Here is an 18352-nt window from a genome sequence, read left to right as displayed (position 1 = left end):
CTATAGGGTCAAGCATCCTTTTTGGAGATTATCGTCATGAAAATTGGAGAGCTGGCGAAACTCACGGATTGCGCGGTAGAAACGATCCGCTACTACGAGCGCGAAAACCTGCTGCCGGAACCGGCCCGCAGCGACGGCAACTACCGCGTCTACACTCAGGCCCACGCCGAACGCCTGACCTTCATCCGTAACTGCCGCACCCTCGACATGACTCTCGAAGAAATCCGCAGCCTGCTGGCCTTTCGCGACAGCCCGCAGGACCAGTGCGAAAGCGTCAACGCGCTGATCGACGAGCACATCCAACACGTCAAGGCGCGGATCGACGGTTTACTGGCCTTGCAGACGCAACTGCTCGACCTGCGCCAACGCTGTGGCGAAGGGCCGGAAATCGATCAGTGCGGGATTTTGCAGCGGCTGGAAGTGAGTGGCGGGGTTGTAGCTACGGAAGTGGAGCACTCCCATGTCGGGAGAAGTCATGGACATTGAGGGCCTCTTCGCGGGCAAGCCTCGCTCCTACAGTTGCGACGTGAACTTGTAGGAGCGAGGCTTGCCCGCGAACACCGCGAAGCGGTGCCAGCGTTAGACCGCCATCGGCGCCGTCATCGGCGCATGGTGCTCGTAACCTTCCAGCGAGAAATCGCCCGGCTCGATCAGCTCCAGCCACTCCGGCTGATACACACCGGTCTTGGCAAACTCAGGCACGCGGTCGGAAATCACCAGCTTCGGCATCGGGAACGGCTCGCGTTTGAGCTGTTCGTTGAGCATGTCCAGGTGGTTTTCGTAGACGTGGGCGTCACCGATGAAATAGGTGAACCAACGCGGCGTGTAGCCGGTCAGGCGACCGATCAGGCTCAACAGCGCCGCGCCTTCGGTGAGGTTGAACGGCGTGCCAAGGCCCAGGTCGTTGGAGCGGATGTAGAGAGTCAAAGAGATCTCTTTGGTTTCGACATTCGGGTGGAACTGGTACAGCAGATGGCATGGCGGCAACGCCATTTCATCTAGCTGGGCGACGTTCCAGCCGTGGAACAGGATACGGCGGCTTCCCGGGTCCTTGATGATGGTGTCGACACACTGGCGAATCTGATCGATGGCCTTGTACAGCACCACGTAGGCCTGGCCGTCTTCCTCGCCTTCGGCGATCTGACGGTAGCCTTGTTGCAGGGTCTGTTCGATGGCGGCCTGGTTGCTCACCGGTATCTGCTTGTACGCTGGCCATTTGCGCCATTGCACGCCGTAGATTTCGCCGAGATCGTCTTCGCCTTGACGGAACGGGTTGGCCAGCCATTGAGCGTTTTCGTTGGCGTTCTGGTCCCAGACTTTGCAGCCCAATGCGCGGAACTCGGCAGCGTTGTTCACGCCACGCAGGAAACCACACATCTCACCGATGGCCGATTTAAAGGCCATCTTGCGGGTGGTGATCGCCGGGAAACCTTCCTGCAGGTCATAGCGCAGCATCGCCCCAGGAAAGCTGATGGTGTTCACGCCGGTGCGGTTAGCCTGTTTGGTGCCGTTCTTGATGACGTGGGCGACCAGTTCGAGATATTGCTTCATGAGTTACCTGTGTCCTTGAACCCGGAGCCGTCGCCCCGGGATTCGAATTTATACGGCTGCCGCTGGAGTTGCCGGGGCGCGGTGATACGCCAGCCAGATCAGGAACAGACCACCAACGATCATCGGTACGCACAACACCTGACCCATGGTCAGCCAGTTCCAGGCCAGATAGCCCAGTTGTGCGTCCGGTACGCGGACGAATTCGACGATGAAACGGAAGATGCCATAGAACAACGCGAACATCCCGGACACCGCCATGGTTGGCCGCGGCTTGCGCGAGAACAGCCACAGGATCAGGAACAGCGCCACACCTTCCAGCGCAAACTGATACAGCTGCGACGGGTGACGCGGCAACTGCGCCGGATCGCTGAACGGCGGGAAGATCATCGCCCACGGCACGTCGGTCGGCTTGCCCCACAACTCGGCGTTGATGAAGTTACCGATACGCCCGGCGCCCAGGCCGATCGGCACCATCGGTGCGACGAAATCCATCAGCTGGAAGAACGACTTGTTGTTCTTTTTACCGAACCACAACGCCGCCAGCATTACGCCGATGAAGCCGCCGTGGAACGACATGCCGCCCTTCCATACCTCGAAAATCAACGTCGGGTTGGCCAGATAGGCATGCAGATCGTAAAACAGCACATAACCCAGGCGCCCGCCGACAATCACCCCCATCGACATCCAGAACACCATGTCGGAGAGTTTCTCCTTGCTCCAGGTCGGGTCGAAACGGTTCAACCGGCGAGACGCCAGCAGCCAGGCGCCGCCGATGCCGATCAGGTACATCAACCCGTACCAGTGGATTTTCAGCGGACCAATGGCCAAGGCCACCGGATCGATCTGCGGGTAAGGCAGCATTGCGACTCCTCATTAGCGTTCAAATCTTCAAAATTCCCGGGCGACGCTGCCACCTCAGGATTAAGCCAGGATTGCGCTGCGCGTCAGAGCAGATGCTTCAGACTAGAAAGTTCAGACCAACGCAGAACAGCAAAGCGGCAAACAGTCTTTTCAGCAACTTTGGCGACAGATTGTGGGCCAGCCGCGCACCAAAGCGGGCAAAAACCATGCTGGTCAGGGCAATGCCCAGCAGCGCGGGCAAATAAACAAAACCGAGACTATGGGCCGGCAACAGCGGATCGTGCCAGCCCAGAATCATGAAACTTAATGCACTTGCCAAAGCGATCGGCAGACCGCAGGCCGACGAGGTCGCCACCGCTTGCTGCATCGGCACGCTGCGCCAGGTCAAAAACGGCACGGTCAGTGAACCACCGCCAATTCCGAAAATCGCCGAGGCCCAACCGATCACGCTGCCGGCCACGGTCAGACCGACTTTCCCCGGCACGGTTCGGCTGGCCTTGGGTTTCGCATCCAGCAGGAGCTGCGCGGCGATAACCAGGGCGAACACGCCAATGATCTTCTGCAGATTGGGTCCGGAGATCGCTTCGGCGGTCAGGGCGCCAAAACCGGCACCGATCAGAATGCCGACAGTCATCCACACAAAGATCGGCCAGCGCACCGCGCCTCGGCGGTGATGCTCGCGTACTGCGTTGACCGAGGTAAAGATGATCGTCGCCAGCGATGTACCGACGGCGAGGTGGGTCAGGATCGACGGATCAAACCCTTGCGCCTTGAAACTGAAAACCAGCACAGGAACGATGATGATCCCGCCACCCACACCGAACAGCCCGGCCAGCACGCCGGCACAGGCGCCGAGCGCCAGATAGAGCAGAAATTCCATGCTGTTTTCCCACCCAACCCCAAAACCGGAGCGGCATGGTAACGGATGCATGGCCTTGGGCTCCACTGGATGGCGATGGATACCCGCACGATGACTGCGTAAAGTGGGCAAAAAACACACAAGGATCACCTTATGTGCCTGATTGTTTTCGCCTGGCGACCGGGTCATCCCCAGCCGCTGATCGTGGCGGCCAACCGCGACGAGTTCTATGCCCGCCCCAGCCTGCCGCTGGCGCAATGGCCCGAATCTGCGCAGGTGTACGCCGGTCGCGATCTGGAGGCCGGTGGCACCTGGCTCGGCGTCGGCGCCAACGGGCGTTTCGCCGCGCTGACCAACATCCGCGATCCCCATCGGCCGCCGGGGCGCAAGTCCCGGGGTGAGCTGGTGGCACGTTTTCTCACCGGCGAGATCACAATAGACGACTATTTAACCGACGTTGTCGCCCGTTCGCCGGAATATGGCGGCTTCAACCTGCTAATTGGCAATAACCATGAACTCTGGCACTTCAATGCCCGGGAATCGGAAGCGGTGATGTTGCCTGCAGGGGTTTATGGGCTGTCGAACGCCGGGCTGGATACGCCGTGGCCGAAGCTGCTCAAGGCCAAAGCCGCGTTGAGTGAAGTGCTGGACGATCCACAACCTCAGGCGCTGCTGGCCTTGCTCGGCGATTCGCAGCAAGCGCCGTTTGCCGAGCTGCCGGACACCGGAGTGGGATTGGCCACAGAGATGCTGCTGTCGAGTGTGTTTATTTCGAGCCAGAGTTACGGAACCCGGGCGAGTACGGCGTTGATTGTCCAGGCGGATGGCGCGCGGCATTTGGTCGAAAGGAGTTTCGGGCCGTATGGCGGGCATCTTGGGGAAGTGGAGATCAAGCTTTAGATTTTCGGCGTAGTCAAAGACGCCTTCGCGGGCAAGCCTCGCTCCTACAGGTTTTGTGTCGAGCATAATAATGCGGACGACATGGACCTGTAGGAGCGAGGCTTGCCCGCGAAGGGGCCATCAGCTTTTTAGAGGGGCTTGGCCGAACCCGGATTGATCATCCGCGCCAGCCCAAGATTTTTCAGCGCCAGTTGCAGCGAGCTGTGGATCACTTGCGGGTTGTCGATGGTCATTAGCTCAGCCAGCAACTCCTTGGCCTTGCTCAGGTTGATCTGGCGCAACATCCACTTCACTTTCGGCAAGTTGGTGGCGTTCATCGACAAGCTGTCGAAACCCATCGCCATCAACAGCACCGCAGCCGCCGGATCACCGGCCATTTCACCGCAGATACTCACCGGTTTGCCTTCGGCATGGGCATCGCGCACCACGTTCTGCAACGCCTGGAGCACCGCCGGGTGCAGGTAGTCGTAGAGGTCGGCTACCCGCGGGTTGTTTCGGTCCACGGCCAGCAGGTACTGGGTCAGGTCGTTGGAGCCGACCGACAGGAAGTCCACTTGCCGCGCCAGTTCCTTGGTCTGGTACACCGCCGCCGGGATCTCGATCATCACGCCAACCGGCGGCATCGGCACGTCGCAACCTTCGTCACGCACTTCACCCCAAGCCCGGTGGATCAGGTGCAGGGCTTCTTCCAATTCATGGATACCGGAAATCATCGGCAGCAGAATCCGCAGGTTGTTCAAGCCTTCACTGGCCTTGAGCATGGCACGGGTCTGCACCAGGAAGATTTCCGGGTGGTCGAGGGTGACGCGAATGCCGCGCCAGCCGAGGAACGGGTTGTCTTCCTTGATCGGGAAGTACGACAGCGACTTGTCGCCACCAATGTCCAAGGTACGCATGGTCACCGGTTGCGGGTGGAACGCGGCGAGTTGCTCGCGGTAGATCGCCAGCTGTTCCTTTTCACTCGGGAAGCGCTGGTTGATCATGAACGGAACTTCGGTGCGGTACAGGCCAACACCTTCGGCTCCGCGTTTCTGCGCGCGCGCCACGTCCGCCAGCAGGCCGGTGTTGACCCACAGCGGCATGCGATGGCCGTCGACCGTAATACATGGCAGATCGCGCAGCGCATCGAGCCCGAGGGCCAGTTGTTTTTCTTCCTCGACCACCTCGGCGAAGTGCTTGCGCAGCACGTCACTGGGGTTTGTGTAGACCTCGCCGCGATGGCCGTCGACGATCATGTCGATGCCGTCGACTTTGGAATACGGCAGATCGACCAGGCCCATTACCGTCGGGATACCCATCGCCCGAGCGAGGATCGCGACGTGGGAGTTGCCGGAACCGAGTACCGAGACCAGGCCCACCAGCTTGTTTTCCGGAACTTCGCCGAGCATTGCCGGCGTCAGTTCTTCGCTGACCAGAATGGTCTTGTCTGGGTATACCAGAGTTTGCTGGCGCTCTTCCTGCAGGTAAGCGAGCAGACGACGACCAAGATCCTTGACGTCCGATGCGCGCTCACGCAGGTAGGCGTCGTCCATCAATTCGAAGCGATTGACGTGATCGGTGACCACTTGGCGCAAGGCGCCCTGGGCCCACTGCCCGGTCTTGATCACGGTGGTCACTTCACTGCCCAGCGCGGCGTCGTCGAGCATCATCAGATAGACGTCGAACAGGGCGCGTTCTTCAGGGCGCAACTGCGTGGCGAGCTTGGCGGACAACGTGCGCATGTCGGCGCGCACACCTTCGATAGCAGTCTTGAACAGTCCGAGTTCGGCGTCGATGTCGGTGATGGTCTTGTCAGGTACCACATCCAGGTCGGCCGGCGGCAACATGACCACCGCGGTGCCGACCGCCGCGCCAGGCGAACCGGGTACGCCGACGAACTTGGCTTCTTGAATGCCCTTGCCCTGACGGCCCAGGCCACGGATCGAACCGGTGGCCTCGGCGTGGGCGATAACCCCGGCGAGCTGCGCGCTCATGGTCACGAGGAAGGCTTCTTCACCTTCATCGAACTGGCGGCGTTCTTTCTGCTGAATGACCAACACGCCGACGACGCGACGGTGGTGAATGATCGGCGCCCCGAGGAACGATGCATAACGCTCTTCACCGGTCTCGGCAAAGTAGCGGTAGCGCGGGTGATCCGCAGCGTTTTCTAGGTTCAGGGGTTCTTCACGCGTGCCGACCAGGCCGACCAGACCTTCATTGGGGGCCATGCTGACCTTGCCGATCGAGCGCTTGTTCAAGCCCTCGGTGGCCATCAGCACGAAACGGTTAGTCTCGGGGTCAAGCAGGTAGACCGAGCAGACCTGGCTGCCCATGGCCTCTTTGACGCGCAACACAATAATCCCCAACGCCGTCTTGAGATCCTTGGCGGAGTTAACTTCCTGGACGATCTTGCGCAGCGTATTGAGCATGGCTCGGGGTCGAACTCCGTCGTCAGTCGCGCGATAAAAGGCGCGGGGCAAGCTCTTTGAGAGCGCGTCGATACACCTCGCGCTTGAATGTCACCACCTGGCCCAACGGATACCAATAGCTGACCCAGCGCCAGCCATCGAATTCCGGTTTACCGGTCAAATCCATCCGCACCCGCTGCTCATTGGAGATCAGGCGCAGGAGAAACCATTTCTGCTTCTGGCCGATGCACAGCGGTTGGCTGTGCGTCCTGACCAGACGTTGCGGCAAACGATAACGCAACCAGCCCCGGGTGCAGGCGAGTATTTCAACATCTTCGCGTTCCAGGCCCACTTCTTCGTTCAACTCGCGGTACAAGGCGTCTTCCGGCGTCTCCTGGGGGTTGATCCCGCCTTGAGGAAACTGCCAGGCATCTTGATTGATACGGCGAGCCCATAGCACCTGGCCGGCATCATTCGTAAGAATGATCCCGACATTAGGACGAAAACCATCGGGGTCGATCACGGCAACAACCTCGCAAACGCATGTCGCCGCATTGTTCCACAAAGGTTGTGAAGGCAGCAACGCGCCGGCTTACCTTATGTGCACTCTTGTGAAAAGTCCGTATTCTGGACGCCTTTCTACAGACTTTTCAGCGAGTAACTGCAATGCGGCTGGCTTTATTCGACTTGGACAACACGCTTCTGGGCGGCGACAGCGACCACGCCTGGGGCGATTACCTTTGTGAGCGCGGCTTCCTCGACGCCGTCGCCTATAAGGCACGCAACGACGAGTTCTATCAGGATTATCTGGCTGGCAAGCTGGATAACGACGCCTATCTGAACTTCTGCCTGGAAGTCCTCGGCCGCACCGAAATGGCCACGCTGGATCTATGGCACAGCGACTACATGCGCGATTGCATCGAACCGATCATGCTGCCCAAGGCGATCGAACTGCTGGCCAAACACCGGGCCGCCGGTGACAAGCTGGTGATCATCACCGCGACCAACCGTTTCGTCACCGGCCCCATTGCCGAGCGCCTGGGTGTCGAAACCCTGATCGCTACCGAATGCGAAATGCTGGATGGTCGCTACACCGGACGCAGCACTGATGTGCCGTGTTTCCGTGAAGGCAAGGTAACAAGGCTGAATCGCTGGCTGGAAGAGACCGGGTTTTCGCTGGAAGGCAGTTACTTCTATAGCGACTCGATGAATGACTTGCCGTTGCTGGAGCAGGTGGCGAATCCGGTGGCGGTCGATCCGGATCCTAACTTGCGTGCCGAGGCCGAGAAGCGTGGCTGGCCGGTGATCAGTCTGCGCGGCTGATATCGCCTTTCTGTAGGAGCGAGCCTGCTCGCGATGGTCGCTAACGATAACGCGGGGCACCTGATGCCCCGCTGCGATCTTGAGTTTTTCGCGAGCAGGCTCGCTCCTACACGGGCTTGGCGCCCATCAACCCGGCAATGGCGATAAAGCAGACAAAACTGAACAACGCCAACGCAAAGCTGAATTTGCCCACGCCCCCCGGCGTCTTGCGTACTTTGTTCAGTCGCACCAGCAACCAGAACCACGCCAGCGCCGCCACGGTGTAGAGCACGCTCGACGCCAGCAACCAGGTTTGCCCCAGCGGCCAGCCCACCAGGTGCACCATCCACCAACCGGTAAACGGCATGCTCAAGAGCGCCAGCCCCATCAACAGCCAGATGAACACTCGCGGTCGTTGCAGGGTACGGCTTGCCGCCGTTGCGTCGCCAAGACGCCGGGTTCGCCAGACCCAGATCCCCAGGCCCAGTGCACACCCCAGCAACACCACCGTCGCCACCATGTGCGCCGCTTTCAGGGCCGTTAACGTTTCCATGGTTCGATTTCCTTATGCCTTGCCCATCAGCGTAGCCGTTCAGCCAAGAAACAGTTGATAGGCCGGATTGTCGCTTTCATCCCAGTACGGGTAGCCGATTTCTTCCAGCGCCGCCGGCACCAGATGACGCTCATCGTGAGGCACTTGCAGGCCTGCGACCACGCGGCCATCCGCCGCACCATGGTTGCGATAGTGGAACATCGAGATGTTCCAGCGCCCGCCGAGCTTATTGAGGAAGTTGAACAGCGCTCCCGGACGCTCCGGGAATTCGAACCGCAGGATCACTTCATCGACCACATGCGCCGCGCGTCCGCCGACCATATGACGAATGTGCAACTTGGCCAATTCGTTGTCGGTCAGGTCGATTACGGGGAAGCCCTGCTCGCTAAGGCTGGCGATCAACGCGCTACGTGGGTCGGTGTCCGGGTGCGTCTGCACGCCAACGAAGATGTGCGCTTCGCTGCCGGTGTTATAGCGATAGTTGAATTCGGTGATCTGGCGCTTGCCGATGGCCTCGCAGAACGCCTTGAAGCTGCCCGGTTTCTCGGGGATGGTCACAGCGATGATGGCTTCGCGGCCCTCACCCAATTCCGCTCGCTCGGCCACGTGGCGCAAGCGATCGAAGTTGACGTTGGCACCGGAATCGATAGCCACGAAGGTGTGCCCGGTGACGCCACGTTGCTCGACGTACTTCTTGATCCCGGCCACGCCCAACGCGCCGGCAGGTTCGGTGATCGAGCGTGTATCGTCGTAGATATCCTTTATTGCCGCGCAGATCTCGTCGGTGCTGACGGTAATGACTTCATCAACATGATCTTTGCAGATATCGAAGGTGTGCTGGCCGATCTGGGCCACCGCCACGCCGTCGGCGAAGATGCCCACGGTTGGCAGCACCACGCGCTCGCCTGCAGCCATGGCGGCTTGCAGGCAGTTGGAGTCGTCCGGCTCGACGCCAATGATCTTGATGTCCGGGCGCAAGTATTTGACGTACGCCGCGATGCCGGCGATCAGCCCGCCACCGCCCACCGGGACGAAAATCGCATCCAGACGCCCCGGATGCTGGCGCAGAATCTCCATGGCCACCGTGCCCTGCCCGGCAATGGTGTGGGGATCGTCATAGGGGTGAATGTAGACGTAGCCTTTTTCGTCGACCAGTTTCAGCGAGTAGGCCAGGGCCTCCGGGAATGAATCGCCGTGCAGCACCACTTTGCCACCGCGCGAACGCACGCCTTCGACCTTGATCTCAGGGGTGGTCTTGGGCATGACGATGGTCGCTTTCACGCCCAATACTTTCGCCGCCAGGGCCAGGCCTTGCGCATGATTGCCCGCCGAAGCGGTGACCACGCCACGGGCGCGCTCTTCATCGCTCAACTGGGTCAGCTTGTTGTAAGCGCCGCGAATCTTGAACGAGAACACCGGCTGCAAGTCTTCACGCTTGAGCCAAATCTCGTTGCTCAGCCGCTCGGAGAGCTGACGGGCAGTCTGCAATGGGGTTTCTACGGCAACGTCGTAAACGCGCGAGGTGAGGATCTTTTTGACGTATTGTTCAAGCATCGGAAAGCATCACTGAGCGGGTTGGGCAGGACCACGGAGTCTAACCCGGCTTTTGGGCGCACGACCACACGAATACAGAGGTTTTAGCCCGGCATGGAGCTATAATGCCGGCCTTTCCGTTCACCTTGCCCGCTTCCGGAGCCCGCATGACCCAGGATCAACTCAAACAGGCAGTGGCTCAGGCCGCCGTCGACTTCATCCTTCCGAAACTCGACGATAAAAGCGTCGTCGGGGTCGGCACCGGCTCCACCGCCAACTGCTTCATCGATGCTCTGGCAAAACACAAGGGTGCATTCGATGGCGCAGTCGCCAGTTCCGAGGCTACCGCCGCGCGCCTCAAGGGTCACGGCATCCCGGTGTACGAACTCAATACCGTCAGTGACCTGGAGTTCTATGTCGACGGCGCCGATGAAAGCGACGAGCACCTGAACCTGATCAAGGGCGGCGGCGCGGCCCTGACCCGCGAGAAGATTGTCGCGGCCGTGGCCAAGACCTTCATCTGCATCGCCGACGCCAGCAAACTGGTGCCAGTGCTTGGCGCATTCCCGCTGCCGGTGGAAGTGATCCCGATGGCCCGCAGCCACGTAGCTCGTCAACTGGTGAAGCTGGGCGGCGACCCGGTTTACCGCGAAGGCGTGCTGACCGACAACGGCAACATCATCCTTGATGTGTTCAACCTGCAGATCACCAACCCAGTAGAACTGGAGACGCAGATCAATGCGATCGTTGGCGTGGTCACCAATGGTTTGTTCGCGGCGCGTCCGGCGGACTTGCTGTTGCTGGGGACCAGTGAAGGCGTGAAAACCCTCAAGGCCTGATCCCAGCGCCTCCTGTAGGAGCGAAGCTTGCTCGCGAAGAGGCCATAACATTCGACAGAGATGTTGACTGTTATGGCCTCTTCGCGAGCAAGCTTCGCTCCTACAGTTGGTTTTGCGGTGTTGGTTAGGGTTGCGCCGGTTTCTTGAACACGTAAAACAGATTCGGCTCGCTCACCAGGTACATCGTACCGTCGTCGTCCATGGCAATCCCTTCCGCCTGCGGCACGGTCTTTTGCAATCCCTGACTCCCCTTGCTCAACGACATGGTGCTCAGTGGTCGCCCGTCCACATCAAGCTCCAGAATCAGCCGCGACTCGTCGGACAGCGCCATCAAGTGGCCGCTGCGTTCGTCATATTGCAGGCTCGACAGATCGCGCACGAACATCCCGGCATCACGCTTGGGATTGTTGATGACATGCACCGCGTAAGATTTTTCCGGATTGAAATGCGGGAACCCGTGCACTTCGTAGATCAGCATCGGGTCGCGCTCCTTGGCGACAAACAGGCGCTTGCCCACCGAATCGTAAGCCAGGCCTTCAAATCCCTTGTTGCTGTTCAAGTGCACGCCTAGCGTCATCTGCTCGGCGTCCGCTGCATCGAGGAAAGTGGTTCCCTGCTCCAGATGAATCTTGATCAGCCGTTGCTGGTACTCGTCGGTGATCACGTAGGTGTCGGAACTGATGAACTCAACAGCTTCCGTGTCGCCAAAACCGACCAGCGCAATGCGGCGCAAGATCTTGCCGTCGAGGGAGAGTTCGATCAGCTCGGAGTTCTTGTTGGTCACAGTGAACAGGCTTTTGCGCACCGGATCGTAGGTCAGTGCTGAAACATCGCTGCTCAATCCCTCGATGACTTGCCCCTCCACCACCACCCGATACTGATCCAGGCCAATGGATTGGATATTCATCGGCTGCCAGAGGGTGTACAGATTGAACCAGGCTCGCTCGAATAGGCGCAGATACTGACCAATTGCGACCAACACGACCAGCGCAATCATCGACACGATGAAAATCAGGGCTTTGGGGCGGGCAAATCGACGCATTGGGCAGGCTCGGAATCAACAGGGATCGCAGTGATTACTTCTGTTTTTCGAAGCGATAGAACAGGTTCGGCTCGCTCACCATGTACAGCGTGCCAGCCTCATCCATGGCCACGCCTTCAGCGCGGGGAATAGTCTTTTTCAGACCATGGAAGCCGCTCAGCAAGGCGATGAAACTGACTTGCTCGCCCTTCTTGTCCAGCTCCAGCAACAGGTGGGAGTCGGCGGACAGCACCAGCATGTGCCCAGTCCGTGGATCGATGGCAAGGGCCGACAGGTTACGGACGTCCAGTGCATGACTGGCCAGTTTGAGCTTGTCACCGCTAAGGACCTTGCCGTCACTCTTCCAGGTAAACAGCGCCGGTGGACGCTCCTCACCCAGCAGCAGCTGTTGATTGTGCGAGTCCCAGACGATGGCTTCGAACGCCTTGTTCTGGTCTTTCGAAGGGCCGAGATCATATTGGGGGAAATTGCCGATGTTGAGTTCGCGGGTTTCGGCATCGACCTTGACGATAGTGATCAGGTGATCGCGCTCATCGACAATCGCCAGCAGACCATTACCCAACACGGTGACACCTTCAGGGTTGCTCCAGCCCACCAGAGGCATCTTGCGCAGCACATCACCCTGCAAGGACAGCTCGACGAGAAACGGGTTTTTGCCCATGACGGAAAACAGGGTTTTGCTCTGAGGATCGTAGGTCAGATCCGATGCCTCGTCTTTTTCCATGCCTGTCAGCGGCTTGGCATCGATCACCGCGTGATAATCCGGCAGCCAGATACTCGCCTGACGCTCGGCAGCACTTACAAAGCGCTCCTTCACCCAAAGCACGCCACGATCGTCCCAATGCATGGCAAAGGCGAGGCCGTACACGGCGGCGACCAGCAAAAGCCAGACATACCAACGTAGGGCGAAGCGCGTGCGGTTAGCGGATTTGAGCGTGGAGAGCGGTTGGGTGGACATCGGCGAATGCATCCAGAAATTCAGGCTATGGGTAACAGCAAAAACAGGACAGGCTCAGGCACCTGTAGGAGCTGGCTTGCCAGCGAAAGCGGTGTAACAGCCAACAAAAATGCTGAATGTTATGACCTCTTCGCTGGCAAGCCAGCTCCTACAGAAGCTGTATGCGGGCTTAGCGGACGCTGCTGGTGAAACTGCTCGCGCCCGGCAGCTCCAGGAAAATCTCATCACCGACATTCAACGGACCAACACCCACCGGCGTGCCAGTCAGAATCACGTCACCGGCCTGCAACGAGAAGCAGCCGGCCATGTGCTGGATCATCGGTACGATCGGATTGAGCATGGCGCTACTGTTGCCATCCTGGCGGACTTCGCCGTTGATGGTCAGGCGGATGCCGATGTCAGTCAGGTCGGCGAAAGTGCTGGGGGACACAAACGGAGCTATCACTGCCGCACCGTCGAAGGACTTGGCGATTTCCCAGGGCAGGCCCTTGGATTTCAGTTCGGCCTGCTTGTCACGCAGGGTCAGGTCCAAGGCTGGGGCGAAACCGGAGATGGCGTCGAGCACTTCCTCACGGCTTGGTTTGGTCGACAATGGCTTGCCGATCAGTACCGCAATTTCCGCTTCGTAATGCACCGAGCCACGCTCGGTCGGAATGCTGAAACCACCTTCCAGCGGCACGACACAACTGCCCGGCTTGATGAACAGCAGCGGCTCGGTAGGTACCGGATTGTCCAGTTCCTTGGCGTGTTCGGCGTAGTTACGGCCAATGCACACCACTTTCCCTAGCGGGAAGTGAATACGCGTACCGTCGACATACTGGTGCTGATAGCTCATTGACCGTCTCCTGGTTCGTAGCACTTAAGTTCGAAAGTCAAACAGCGAAAATCTTGCCCGGGTTCATGATGCCGTTCGGGTCGAACACCGCTTTGACGGCTTTCATGTACTCGATCTCAACCGGGGATCGGCTGTAGGTCAAGTAATCACGCTTGGTCATGCCAACGCCGTGCTCCGCGGAGATCGATCCGTTGTACTTCTCGACCGTTTCGAACACCCACTTGTTGACGGTGGCGCACTTGGCGAAGAACTCGTCCTTGCTCAGGTTATCCGGCTTGAGGATGTTCAAGTGCAGGTTGCCGTCGCCGATGTGGCCGAACCAGACAATCTCGAAATCCGGGTAGTGCTCGCCGACAATCGCGTCGATTTCCTTCAGGAAAGCCGGGACTTTCGACACGGTGACCGAGATGTCGTTCTTGTACGGCGTCCAGTGGGAAATGGTTTCGGAAATGTATTCGCGCAGTTTCCACAGATTCTGCAGCTGGGTCTCGCTCTGGCTCATCACGCCGTCAAGCACCCAGCCCTGCTCCACGCAGTGTTCGAAGGTTTCCAACGCGTGGTTGGCCACTTCTTCGGTAGTCGCCTCGAATTCAAGCAGGGCGTAGAACGGGCAATCGGTCTCGAACGGTGCCGGCACGTCGCCGCGTGCCATGATTTTGGCCAGGGCCTTGTCGGAGAAAAACTCAAATGCAGTCAGGTCGAGCTTGCTCTGGAACGCATGCAGAACTGGCATTATCGAATCGAAATCAGCGGTGCCGAGGACCATCGCGGTGAGATTTTTCGGTGCGCGATCCAGGCGCATGGTCGCCTCGACCACAAAGCCGAGGGTGCCTTCGGCGCCGATGAACAGCTGACGCATGTCGTAACCAGTCGCGTTCTTGATCAGGTCGCGGTTCAGCTCAAGCACGTCGCCCTTGCCGGTGACCACTTTCATGCCGGCAACCCAGTTACGGGTCATGCCGTAGCGAATCACCTTGATCCCGCCGGCATTGGTGCCGATATTGCCGCCAATCTGACTCGAACCTGCGGAAGCGAAGTCCACCGGGTAGTACAGGCCCTTTTCTTCGGCCACGTTCTGCAAATGCTCGGTGACAACGCCCGGCTGACAAACGGCAGTGCGGTCGGTGAGGTTCACGTCGAGGATCTGGTTCATGTAATCGAAGGAAACGACTACTTCACCATTAGCCGCCACTGCAGCGGCGGAAAGCCCGGTACGACCGCCGGACGGCACCAGCGCCACCTTGTGTTTATTGGCCCACAGGACAATCGCCTGGACCTGTTCGGTGGTCTTCGGGAACACGATGGCGGTCGGGGCCGGGGCAAAATGCTTGGTCCAATCCTTACCGTAAGCATTCAGGGAGTCGGCATCGGTCAGCACCTTGCCAGGCTCAACCAGGGTCTTCAGCTCATCAATCAGGGCAGGATTGGTCATCGACAGAACTCTCGAACAATTCATGGTCATCCTGAGAACGCTTCACGTCGCAGGAATGAGTGTTTAGCGGGGCGCATATGCTAGCATACCGACCCCGCAGCATAGTGCCCAACGGCTGTTCTGCGGCGACGGATTAGTTGCCGTCAGGGTCAGCATCTGTTGACCATTTCCTGCCATTTTTCTCCGGGATACAGGTTTACGCAGATGAGCAAGACTTCTCTCGATAAGAGCAAGATCAAGTTCCTTCTTCTCGAAGGCGTCCACCAATCGGCTGTCGACGTCCTCAAGGCGGCGGGCTACACCAGCATCGAGTACCTCACAGGTTCTCTGCCGGAAGCCCAGCTCAAGGAAAAGATCGCTGATGCTCACTTCATCGGCATTCGCTCCCGTACTCAACTGACCGAAGAGATCTTCGATCACGCGAAGAAACTGGTCGCTGTCGGTTGTTTCTGCATCGGCACCAACCAGGTTGACCTGGACGCGGCTCGCGAGCGCGGTATCGCCGTGTTCAACGCACCGTACTCCAACACCCGCTCCGTTGCCGAGCTGGTACTGGCCGAAGCGATCCTGTTGTTGCGCGGCATCCCTGAGAAGAACGCTTCCTGCCACCGTGGTGGCTGGATCAAGAGCGCAGCCAACTCCTTCGAAATCCGTGGCAAGAAGCTGGGCATCGTCGGTTACGGTTCGATCGGTACTCAACTGTCGGTTCTCGCTGAAGGCCTGGGCATGCAGGTTTACTTCTACGACACCGTGACCAAGCTGCCACTGGGTAACGCCACTCAGGTCGGCAACCTGCACGAACTGTTGGGTATGTCCGACATCGTGACCCTGCACGTTCCAGAAACCGCTGCCACCCAGTGGATGATGGGCGAGAAGGAAATCCGCGCCATCAAAAAGGGCGGCATCCTGATCAACGCTGCGCGCGGCACCGTGGTCGAGCTGGACCACCTGGCCGATGCGATCAAGGACAAGCACCTGATCGGCGCCGCCATCGACGTATTCCCGGTGGAGCCGCGCTCCAACGACGAAGAGTTCGAAAGCCCGCTGCGCGGCCTGGACAACGTAATCCTGACCCCGCACATCGGTGGATCCACCGCTGAGGCGCAGGCCAACATCGGACTGGAAGTGGCGGAAAAACTGGTCAAGTACAGCGACAACGGTACATCGGTATCGTCCGTGAACTTCCCGGAAGTGGCCCTGCCGGCTCACCCTGGCAAGCACCGCCTGCTGCACATCCACGAGAACATCCCGGGCGTGCTGAGCGAGATCAACAAGGTCTTCGCCGAAAACGGCATCAACATTTCCGGTCAGTTCCTGCAGACCAACGAGAAAGTCGGCTACGTGGTTATCGACGTGGACGCCGAGTACTCGGAACTGGCGCAAGAGAAGCTGCAGCACGTCAACGGCACTATCCGTAGCCGCGTATTGTTCTAAGAGCAGCTGTAGGAGCGAGCTCTGCTCGCGAAAAACGTGCGGACAACACGAGCACTCAGACTGCACACGTCATTATTGGCGTCCAGCGCTGTGAAAAAAGGGAGCCCCTCCAAAGGGCTCCCTTTTTTTATTTCACATTGACGGTGATCTTTTCCGAGACAATCGGCGGATCGAACGGCATGTGGTTGCTATCGCCCAGCTCAAGTTGCAAGGTGTGCTTGCCGGGCGTCAGCTTTACCTCAGCCTGGGTCTGCGCCTTGCCGAAGTGCAAGTGATTGGCATCGTTCGGAATCGCCTGACCGGCCGCCGGCAGCTTGTTGACATCAATCAGTAAGTGATGGTGTCCGGTGTTCTTGGTCACATCGCCCGCCGGCGCCAGCGCGATGTTCTCGACAGCAAACTTGACGACGACAGTCTGCGGAACCGTGGCACCGTCCGCGGGAGAAACGATGGACACTTCAGCGCCCGCTGGCGCTGGCGTGGCCGCACTGGCCAGCACTGAAACACCCATCAGCAAGCCAGCCAAAGCAGCACGTGACATAAAGGTTTTCATTCTCTTCTCCAGTTTTTCCGTAAAATCCGCGTGACCAACACAACTTCATGGTCAATCGTTGTCGAAGGCACTCGACAACCATAGCAAAGCGAGCCTGAACCAGAGCGTCGCGATAATGAATTCAAGGAGTGACCATGCGTTTTTTGCCTGGCCTGATCTGCCTGCTACCCCTTTTGAGCCCCTTGGCTCATGCCGAACTGATTGACGACGTAAACGACCGCGGCGAATTGCGCATTGCTATTGAGGCTAATACACCCCCCTTCAATTTCAAGAAAGACGACACACTTGAAGGCTTCGAAGTCGAATTGGGTCAAATGCTGGCCAACGAACTGGATGTGCGCGCTGACTTTGTCGTCACCGACTCCAACGATCTGTTGACCGGCGTTGAAAGCGGCAAGTACGACATCGCCATCAATCACATAACAGAGACCCCGGCGCTCAAGGATCGGTTCGACTTCAGCGAACCTTACATCCGCACTGGCGTGCAGTTGATCGCGCAGAAGGACGAGCCGCAGTCGATGCTGCTGGTGCAATCGCTGACAGAAAACAAGCCGAAAGCCAGTTCGCCGGTGAACCTGGCGATTCCGTTTCAGAAGGGAAACCCGGCGTTTCATGCCAGCCTGGAAAACGCGTTGCAGCGGATCAAGGCGGATGGCCGACTCCAGGCGCTGGAGGAAAAATGGTTTGGGGAGGAATCGGGTGTGATGCCGAAACAGTGACCTGTAGGAGCTGGCTTGCCAGCGAAGAGGCCGTCACAGTCGATGAAAATGTTGGCTGGAAGATCGCCTTCGCTGGCAAGCCAGCTCCTACATGGATTGATGTTGGGCTTAGTTCAGCGTTGCCAAAGCCTGCGCCGCTTCAGCCAACTCCAGCTCACTGAACACCAATACCCCATTACGCTTGAGCAACGCCGCCGTCACCCCTTCGCCACTGACCTTCACCCCGCTGAACGTCCCGTCATAGGTCAGCAGATTTCCGCACGACGGGCTGTTGGCCTTGAGTACGGCAATGCGGATGCCGTGCTTTTGCACCAGCTCGAGCGCTTGATAAGCCCCCGACAGAAACTGCGCGCTGACATCGAAGCCCTCGGTAGTGATCACCGATGCCTGACCGTCCAGCACCTGCGCGCCCTGACCACCCGGAATCTCCGCGGCCGCCCGAGGCGTGGGTAAACCTCCAGCAACTTCCGGGCACAACGGCACGATCCGACCTTCGTCGAGCCACACCTGAAGCTGATCGAACGGTCCGCTGGCGCCGCCGTCGTAGCGTACGCGGTGACCCAGCAGGCAGCGGCTTACCAGAATCTTCTGCAT

General features: G+C 59.0%; 19 protein-coding genes. 6 read left to right on the top strand and 13 right to left on the bottom strand.

Features of this window, described 5'->3' with window-relative positions:
- The first annotated feature begins 36 nt into the window (after positions 1–36).
- Positions 37–486: a Cd(II)/Pb(II)-responsive transcriptional regulator gene (gene cadR, locus CES87_RS02135; protein WP_128604756.1), complete on the top strand. Its 450-nt coding sequence runs from the start codon at positions 37–39 to the stop codon at positions 484–486.
- Between the two features lie 93 nt (positions 487–579).
- Here the strand turns inward: cadR and CES87_RS02130 are convergent, their stop codons facing one another.
- From CES87_RS02130 to CES87_RS02120, 3 genes are all read right to left on the bottom strand, one after another.
- Complete coding sequence (locus tag CES87_RS02130) at positions 580–1551, bottom strand: thymidylate synthase (protein ID WP_128604755.1); 972 nt, start codon at positions 1549–1551, stop codon at positions 580–582.
- Between the two features lie 48 nt (positions 1552–1599).
- The gene (gene lgt / locus CES87_RS02125) at positions 1600–2412 is read right to left on the bottom strand and encodes a prolipoprotein diacylglyceryl transferase (protein ID WP_128604754.1); all 813 of its coding nucleotides are present in this window, start codon (positions 2410–2412) and stop codon (positions 1600–1602) included.
- Between the two features lie 97 nt (positions 2413–2509).
- Entirely contained in the window at positions 2510–3292 is a 783-nt protein-coding gene (locus CES87_RS02120) for a sulfite exporter TauE/SafE family protein (protein WP_128604753.1), read from the bottom strand.
- 132 nt (positions 3293–3424) lie between these two features.
- On the opposite strand from CES87_RS02120, the gene CES87_RS02115 reads away from it, so the two are divergent.
- A complete protein-coding gene (locus CES87_RS02115; RefSeq protein ID WP_128604752.1) occupies positions 3425–4171 on the top strand; it encodes an NRDE family protein in 747 nt (248 codons plus the stop codon).
- Positions 4172–4299: 128 nt separating this feature from the next.
- On the opposite strand, the gene ptsP is transcribed toward CES87_RS02115, so the two are convergent.
- Positions 4300–6579 carry a phosphoenolpyruvate--protein phosphotransferase gene (gene ptsP, locus CES87_RS02110; protein WP_128604751.1) on the bottom strand — a complete coding sequence of 760 codons (2280 nt, stop codon included), beginning with the start codon at positions 6577–6579 and terminating at the stop codon, positions 4300–4302.
- Between the two features lie 22 nt (positions 6580–6601).
- Positions 6602–7081: an RNA pyrophosphohydrolase gene (locus CES87_RS02105; RefSeq protein WP_028623697.1), complete on the bottom strand. Its 480-nt coding sequence runs from the start codon at positions 7079–7081 to the stop codon at positions 6602–6604.
- A 143-nt stretch (positions 7082–7224) separates the two neighbouring features.
- Here CES87_RS02105 and CES87_RS02100 point away from each other — a divergent pair, with 143 nt between their 5' ends.
- A complete protein-coding gene (locus tag CES87_RS02100) occupies positions 7225–7881 on the top strand; it encodes an HAD family phosphatase (RefSeq protein WP_128604750.1) in 657 nt (218 codons plus the stop codon).
- 106 nt (positions 7882–7987) lie between these two features.
- Here CES87_RS02100 and CES87_RS02095 read toward each other — a convergent pair whose 3' ends face one another.
- A complete protein-coding gene (locus CES87_RS02095) occupies positions 7988–8413 on the bottom strand; it encodes a DUF2269 domain-containing protein (RefSeq protein WP_128604749.1) in 426 nt (141 codons plus the stop codon).
- A gap of 39 nt (positions 8414–8452) precedes the next feature.
- The gene (ilvA, locus tag CES87_RS02090; RefSeq protein ID WP_128604748.1) at positions 8453–9967 is read right to left on the bottom strand and encodes a threonine ammonia-lyase, biosynthetic; all 1515 of its coding nucleotides are present in this window, start codon (positions 9965–9967) and stop codon (positions 8453–8455) included.
- Between the two features lie 146 nt (positions 9968–10113).
- On the opposite strand from ilvA, the gene rpiA reads away from it, so the two are divergent.
- Positions 10114–10785, top strand: a complete 672-nt coding sequence (gene rpiA, locus CES87_RS02085; protein ID WP_128604995.1) for a ribose-5-phosphate isomerase RpiA — start codon at positions 10114–10116, stop codon at positions 10783–10785.
- Positions 10786–10909: 124 nt separating this feature from the next.
- Here the strand turns inward: rpiA and CES87_RS02080 are convergent, their stop codons facing one another.
- The 4 genes from CES87_RS02080 to CES87_RS02060 form a co-directional block, all read right to left on the bottom strand.
- Positions 10910–11827, bottom strand: a complete 918-nt coding sequence (locus CES87_RS02080) for an SdiA-regulated domain-containing protein (RefSeq protein WP_128604747.1) — start codon at positions 11825–11827, stop codon at positions 10910–10912.
- A 34-nt stretch (positions 11828–11861) separates the two neighbouring features.
- Positions 11862–12785, bottom strand: a complete 924-nt coding sequence (locus tag CES87_RS02075) for an SdiA-regulated domain-containing protein (RefSeq protein ID WP_128604746.1) — start codon at positions 12783–12785, stop codon at positions 11862–11864.
- A gap of 169 nt (positions 12786–12954) precedes the next feature.
- Positions 12955–13620, bottom strand: coding sequence for a fumarylacetoacetate hydrolase family protein (locus tag CES87_RS02065; RefSeq protein ID WP_128604744.1), 666 nt, complete (start codon positions 13618–13620; stop codon positions 12955–12957).
- 37 nt (positions 13621–13657) lie between these two features.
- Entirely contained in the window at positions 13658–15052 is a 1395-nt protein-coding gene (locus CES87_RS02060) for an FAD-binding oxidoreductase (protein ID WP_128604743.1), read from the bottom strand.
- 204 nt (positions 15053–15256) lie between these two features.
- On the opposite strand from CES87_RS02060, the gene serA reads away from it, so the two are divergent.
- Entirely contained in the window at positions 15257–16486 is a 1230-nt protein-coding gene (gene serA, locus CES87_RS02050; protein WP_128604742.1) for a phosphoglycerate dehydrogenase, read from the top strand.
- Positions 16487–16613: 127 nt separating this feature from the next.
- Here serA and CES87_RS02045 read toward each other — a convergent pair whose 3' ends face one another.
- The gene (locus CES87_RS02045) at positions 16614–17039 is read right to left on the bottom strand and encodes a DUF4399 domain-containing protein (RefSeq protein WP_128604741.1); all 426 of its coding nucleotides are present in this window, start codon (positions 17037–17039) and stop codon (positions 16614–16616) included.
- 134 nt (positions 17040–17173) lie between these two features.
- Here CES87_RS02045 and CES87_RS02040 point away from each other — a divergent pair, with 134 nt between their 5' ends.
- Complete coding sequence (locus CES87_RS02040) at positions 17174–17758, top strand: transporter substrate-binding domain-containing protein (RefSeq protein WP_128604740.1); 585 nt, start codon at positions 17174–17176, stop codon at positions 17756–17758.
- A gap of 108 nt (positions 17759–17866) precedes the next feature.
- On the opposite strand, the gene CES87_RS02035 is transcribed toward CES87_RS02040, so the two are convergent.
- Entirely contained in the window at positions 17867–18352 is a 486-nt protein-coding gene (locus CES87_RS02035) for a DUF523 domain-containing protein (protein ID WP_128604739.1), read from the bottom strand.

This window comes from Pseudomonas sp. ERMR1:02 (genome assembly GCF_002277815.1).
Lineage (GTDB): Bacteria > Pseudomonadota > Gammaproteobacteria > Pseudomonadales > Pseudomonadaceae > Aquipseudomonas.
The sequence above is the reverse complement of the archived record's forward strand: the minus strand, read 5'-3'. Positions and strand labels throughout refer to the sequence as shown.